At 41.2% G+C, this 1,355-nt stretch carries 2 protein-coding genes; one reads left to right on the top strand and one right to left on the bottom strand.

Going from position 1 to position 1,355, the window contains the following annotated elements; translation table 11 throughout:
• Positions 1–103: 103 nt before the first annotated feature.
• Positions 104–541: a hypothetical protein gene (locus tag A3763_RS24225; RefSeq protein WP_068513731.1), complete on the bottom strand. Its 438-nt coding sequence runs from the start codon at positions 539–541 to the stop codon at positions 104–106.
• Between the two features lie 236 nt (positions 542–777).
• Here A3763_RS24225 and sbcD point away from each other — a divergent pair.
• The coding region (sbcD, locus tag A3763_RS24220; RefSeq protein ID WP_156495307.1) for an exonuclease subunit SbcD at positions 778–1,355 on the top strand (578 nt) is incomplete at its 3' end.

Below are 1,355 nucleotides of genomic sequence, written 5' to 3'. Positions count from 1 at the left end.
TACCCTTACTCCCACTAAGTAGCTTTAAGCCAGCCAATACTTAAATCAGTGTTCACATCGAGAGCATAGCTTGGGTGTGAACTAGTTATACATCATCAAATGCTTAAGCAACTGCAGAATATTCATTCATAGCTCTTATCGGCTGCACTACTTTACTCTTTTCTTTGTATAGTGAATGTTCAATATAGGCGTCAATTTCACACTCAGCTTCGGCATCTAAGGCGCCAAAGCGTAACTCAAGTTGAAAGGTATCTTTAGATAAGCGTCTAATACAGATTACATCTGCATTAATTTGAAGAAAGCTTTCTAATTTAAATGCGACTTCAACTTTAACCGGACACTTAGGTGATACCGAAGGTGTATTGGGTAGTAAGCGATGCAAGGTTTCTTGGTCACAGTTTAGGCATATGCCGTCACGAGAAATGGTTTTAATCGTTGCTCTCTCATGTACCCCTTGGCCTGATAAAACAGATGCTTCACTTGTTTTATAGCTTTGTGCATCGAGTGCAATCGGTGTGTGATAGATGAGTTGTCTTTTCATAATCTGTCTCAATAAGTCCTGCTAATTCATTGCTACTATTAAACTTATCTTTTACAAGAAAATTAACAAGGTGATCTTTGTATCACTTTGAAAGCTTATGCAACCATGTGAACCAAGTCCGCAATAAAATGCCTTTACTTCACAAAAATAAGGGGTAAATTAGTCTTCAAATTGAAAATCGGGTCAACATCTTGAAAATAATTCACTCCTCCGACTGGCATCTTGGTCAGTATTTCATGGGTAAAAGTCGCCAAAAAGAACATCAGGGTTTCCTTAATTGGCTGGTTGAGCAGGTTCTTGAGCATGAGGTTGACGCCGTTATTGTTGCCGGCGATATATTTGATACCGGGGCTCCACCTAGCTATGCTCGCGAACTTTATCACAAGTTTGTGATTGACTTTAGTGAAGCGACAAACAAGGCTGTGCCTCTCGTTATTGTTGCCGGAAATCATGATTCTGTCGCCATGCTTGAAGAAACCTCTGACTTGCTTGCACACTTCAACACGCATGTAATTTCTTCTGCAAACGAGAATACCTACGAGCAACAGCTATTGCCCGTGACAGGCGCTGCTGGAGAAATAAAGGGAATTATATGTGCCGTTCCATTTCTAAGAGCTAGAGACCTGGTTGGTAGTCACTCCGGTTCGACAGGGAAAGAAAAGCAACGAGATGTACAAGATGCGATAAAGCAGCACTATCAGGTGCTTTATAGTAAGGCACTGGGTTTAAGAGATGTTAATGATTCAAAGATCCCGATTATTATGACAGGTCACTTAACAGTCGTCGGCGCGCGCACAAGTGAATCGGTTAGGGA

It is taken from the genome of Oleiphilus sp. HI0128 (assembly GCF_001635365.1).
This window is presented reverse-complemented; position numbering and strand designations above follow the sequence as displayed.

Excerpts from the sequence above, each read along its gene's own strand:
- A3763_RS24225 (WP_068513731.1), bottom strand. The coding sequence starts at position 541 with ATGAAAAGACAACTCATCTATCACACACCGATTGCACTCGATGCACAA.